The organism is Micromonospora globispora, assembly GCF_003857015.1.
GTDB classification, from domain to species: domain Bacteria; phylum Actinomycetota; class Actinomycetes; order Mycobacteriales; family Micromonosporaceae; genus Micromonospora; species Micromonospora globispora.
Genome location: NZ_QGGF01000470.1, coordinates 1 through 4,406 on the forward strand (window position 1 = coordinate 1; position 4,406 = coordinate 4,406).

At 74.0% G+C, this 4,406-nt stretch carries 3 protein-coding genes; 2 read left to right on the top strand and 1 reads right to left on the bottom strand.

All coding sequences use genetic code 11. The features are described 5' to 3' along the window. A partial coding sequence (locus DKL51_RS25235) for an alpha/beta hydrolase (protein ID WP_124812575.1) occupies nucleotides 1–735 on the bottom strand: 735 nt, incomplete at its 3' end. 375 nt (nucleotides 736–1,110) lie between these two features. Here DKL51_RS25235 and DKL51_RS25240 point away from each other — a divergent pair. Both DKL51_RS25240 and DKL51_RS25245 read left to right on the top strand, forming a co-directional pair. Further along, the gene (locus DKL51_RS25240; protein ID WP_109947157.1) at nucleotides 1,111–2,277 is read left to right on the top strand and encodes a hypothetical protein; all 1,167 of its coding nucleotides are present in this window, start codon (nucleotides 1,111–1,113) and stop codon (nucleotides 2,275–2,277) included. Further along, nucleotides 2,264–4,406, top strand: a 2,143-nt coding sequence (locus DKL51_RS25245) for a sensor histidine kinase (RefSeq protein ID WP_124812576.1), incomplete at its 3' end; no start/stop codon positions are given. The genes DKL51_RS25240 and DKL51_RS25245, both read left to right, overlap by 14 nt.

Here is a 4,406-nt window from a genome sequence, read left to right on the forward strand (position 1 = left end):
GGGCTGGGCCGCGCCGGTGCCGGAGAGCCCGGCCGGGCCGGACCCGGCGCTGCCACCGCCGCCGAAGAAGATGCCGGCCCAGCCCTTCTTGAACACGCCCTCGGTAGGTGCCCTGCCGGTGCTCTCCGGCAGGAACGCCCGGGACAGGTCGTTCCACGTGATCATCGGGACGATCGCGTCGACCCGCCGGTCCTGGGCGGCCAGCAGCAGGGTCAGGCCACCGCCGTACGAGCCGCCGACCACGCCCACCCGGGGGTCACCGGGCGCATCGGTGCGGATCTCGGGGCGGGCGGCGAGCCGGTCGAGCAGCCGTTGCGCGTCCCGCACCTCGTAGTCGGGGCTGTCCAGATGAATCTCGCCGCCGCTGCGGCCGAAGCCCCGGGCGGTCCAGGTGAGCACCGCGTACCCGCGGCGGACCAGGTCCTCCGCGTCGGAGCGGACCGACTCCTTGGTACCGCCGAAGCCGTGCCCCAGCAGCACGGCGGGCACCTTGTGCACGGCGGAGGCGTCCGCCGGCAGGTAGAGGGTGGTGTCCAGGTCGACCGGCTGGTTGCCGTCCGGTCCGGAGCGGACGCTCACCATCGTCGCCTCGGTCCGGAAGTCGGGCCGCTGCGGCCGGGTCGCCCAGACCACGCCGGCCGTCGCCAGGACGACCACCACCGACGCCGCCACGATCCGTCGGCGTCGGGTCGCCAGGGCACGCCGGACCGACGCGGCCGACAGCGGTGATCTCATGCGGCACACGGTACGGCGCGGATCCTGAGCGTTACCTGAGATCCGCCGTACGTACGTCCGGTCGGTCCGTTCGGCGAACGAGTCTGATCAATGGCGCAACGTCCAGAACATCCCAGCGAGATGAATTCGGATCCCGTGAATTCACATCTTCACCCGCAAACCGCATTCCATCCGTTCATGACGCACCTGCCATCGAACGCTGTGTGGTGGCAAGGTCAACATGGTGTGACATCGCTGCAAGTGACATGAAGCTGACTCAGCGACGACGGTCCCGTCCGCGCGTGGGTCGACTAGTTTCCGGTCCGGTGGGCGGGACTGCGTCGGCGACCCCGGGCACCGTCACCAGTTTCCCGCCGTCGCCGGAGGAGACAGACCATGACCGTCCCCGCGCCGCGGGCCCGTCGCCGGCCCTCCGTACCGGGCCGGGTCCTGCCCCTGCTGCTCGTCGCGGCCCTGCTCGCCCCGGTGGCGCTGCTCTTCGCGCAGACCCACCGACTGACCGGGGACGACCGCGACCTGGCCGTCCGGGAACGGCTCGGCGTGCAGTACCTGCGCGCCCTCGGCCCGGTCACCGACGCGCTTGTCGACGCCCAGTCCGCGGCGGTCAACGGGCGGCCGGTGTCACGGGAGGCGCTGACCGCCGCCGTCGAGAAGGCCACCTCTGTGGACAGTGCGGTCGGCGACGAGCTGCGCAGCCACGAACGCTGGGCCGGGCTGCGCGCCAAGCTGGAGGCGCTGCCGGACCGGGGGCTCACCGACCCGCAGGCGGCCTTCGTCGCGTACGGGGAGGTCACCGACCTGCTGCTGGCCCTGCACCGGAAGGTCCGGGAGAGCTCGGGGCTGATCCGCGACCCGCAGTCCGATTCCTTCTTCCTCCAGGACGGCATCGGCGCCGACCTGCCCGAGGCGATGGTGGCGGCGGGACGCCTCGCCGACCTGACCGCCCTGGCCGCCCAGCGCCCGGCCGGCGAGCGCCTGAAGACCAGCTCCGAGCTGGCCGCCCTCCGGGTGGCCGCGCTCGCACCGGCCACCGACCTGGTCGCCGACCTGCGGGCCGCGGTGGACAACTCGGAGAGCACCGACCTCGGCTCCAACGTGCTCACGCCGCTGGACACCTACCAGCGCTCCGTCGAGGCGCTCGCCGCGCTCTCCGCGCCCACCGGCAAGTCGGGGACCGGAATCGGCCCCAGCCAGGTGGCCGCCGCCCGGCTCAACGCGCAGTCCGCCGCCACGCAGCTCCAGCCGATCATCCTGGACCAGCTCGACGGCCTGCTGACGGAGCGGATCGATCGGCTCGACCGGGACCGGTGGCTGGCCGTCGGCGCCGCCGCACTCGCCGGGCTGCTGGTCTGCGTACTGGCCGGGCTGCTCGTCGCCGCGTTCTTGCGGGCCCGCCGACGGGCCGCCGAGGAACAGCGGGACGACTCCGGTCCCCTCCCGGACGGCTGGCAGCCGCCGGCCGAGCCGCGCCAGCTCCAACCGGCCGGCACAGGCCGGGGCGGCGAACCCGAGCGGTGGGGGCCCTTCGATGCTGCTCGGTAGGCTGCGGATCCGGGGCAAGCTCGCCCTACTGGTGATCATTCCGCTGCTCAGCATGGTCGGGCTCGCCGTACCGGCGGTGTTCGACCGGGTGGCCGCCGCCCAGCGGGCCGGCGACATCGCCGACACCGTCCGGGTCGCCAGTCGGATCGGCAGCCTGGTGCAGGACCTCCAGCAGGAACGGCTGCTCTCGGTCGGCCTGCTGCTCGGCCGGGTCACCCGCACCGAACTGATCCAGAAGTCGAACGCCGTCGACGACCGGGTCGCCGACCTGCGGGCCGACCTCGGGGACCAGCTCTCCGGCGAGATCACCAGCGCCCTGGACGGGGTACGGAAGCTGGCCGACCTGCGGACCGCCGTGCTCGCCGGGCGGGCGGCGCCCACTCAGATCCTGGACGCCTTCGGCACCGTCGACATGGGACTGATCGAGGCGCTGCGGTTGCCGTTCGACGTGGACACCGACACCTCGGCCGGGCGGCAGGTGCTCGCGCTGGACGCGCTGCTCCGCGCCGACGAGGGGCTGGGCGCCTGCGCCACCCTCATCGTGCTGGTCAAGGCGACCAGCGACCCGAAGGTGTCCGCCGCCTACATCGCCTGCATGGCCGCGCTCCAGGTGGACAACCAGCGGTTCCGCAAGCTGATCACCCCGGAGCAGTACAAGCTGGCGCAGCTCGACGACGCGGCGGTGGCGGCCCGGACCACTCCGGCCTTCCTCACCGACAGCGTCAAGGATCCGGTGGGCGCGATCGCCGCGGTGCCGCTCGACGCGCTCTTCCCCTCCGTCCGCTCGATGATCACCCTCGGCCAGTTCGTGGAGAAGAAGATCGTCGCAGACGTCATCGCCGAGACCACCGCCGACCAGCGGAACGCCCTCACCGCCGCCTGGCTGGTCGGCGCCGGGGCGTCCGTGGTCCTGCTCATCGTGGTGCTGCTCAGCAGGGCCGTCGCCCGTACGGTGGCCCGGCCGCTGACCCGCCTCACCCGCTCCGCGGACCGGGTGGCCCGGGTCGCCGAGGCCGAACTGGTCCGGGTGATCGACGACGAGTCCGAATCGGTGCCACCGGTCCGGCTCGACCCGGTCGACGTCCGCGCCCGCGACGAGATCGGTGACCTGGCCCGGGCCTTCGAGCGGGTGCAGAGCACCGCCGCCCGGCTGGTCGAACGGCAGGTCCTCGGCCGGCGCAACGTGGCCCAGATGTTCGGCCACGTCGGTCGGCGTACGCAGAACCTGGTCGGCCGGCAGATCGCGCTGATCGACCGGCTGGAACGGCAGGAGACCGACCCGGGCCGGCTGCAGCACCTCTACCGGCTCGACCACATCTCCAGCCGGCTGCGCCGCAACGCCGGCAGCCTGGTGGTGCTCTCCGGTTCGGCCGGTACCGACGGCCACGTCGCCCCGGTGCCGCTCGCCGACGTGGTCCGGCTGGCCCTCGGCGAGATCGAGGACTACACCCGGGTGGACGTGCAGGTGCCGCCCGGGGTGTCCGCCGCGCCCGCGGTCGCCGGCGACCTGGTGCTGGCCCTGGCCGAGCTGATGGAGAACGCCACCGCCTTCTCCCCGCCCCACACCCGGGTGGTGGTGGCCGGTGAGCTGACCGACGGCGGCGCCCGGCTGACCGTGGTGGACCGGGGCATCGGCATGACCGAGGAACGGCTGGCCGAGGAGAACGCCCGGCTGACCCGGCGGGAACGGCTGGACCTCGCCCCGACCGAGGTGCTCGGGCTCTTCGTGGTGGGCCGGCGCGCCCGCCGGCACGGCTGGACGGTGGACCTGGCCGCGACCGCGGGCGGCGGGGTGACCGCCCGGCTAGACATCCCGTCGGCTCTGCTGGTGGTCCGGCGGCCCGAGCGGCCCGGCGCGACCGTGGCCCGGGCCGCCGTACCGTCCCCGGAGCGGCGCTCACCGAGGCTCGGCGACCTGCCCCGCCCGGACCGGACACCGGCCGCCGGGGCGACCGCACCGGCCGCCGTCGAGGACTCCCCCGGGTTCGATCGGGTGCTGCTCAGCCGGGCCACCCGGAGCATGGAGACCGGGGAGACCTGGGACGCCTTCGGCGCCGCCGGAACCGGGGACGAGGGCGACGCCCCAGCCGCGCCCGCCACCGGGCCCGTCGTCGGCACCGGCGCCGCTC

What these genes read in the sequence shown, in the direction of transcription:
- DKL51_RS25240 (WP_109947157.1), top strand. Translation starts at nt 1,111, where the DNA reads ATGACCGTCCCCGCGCCGCGGGCCCGTCGCCGGCCCTCCGTACCGGGC.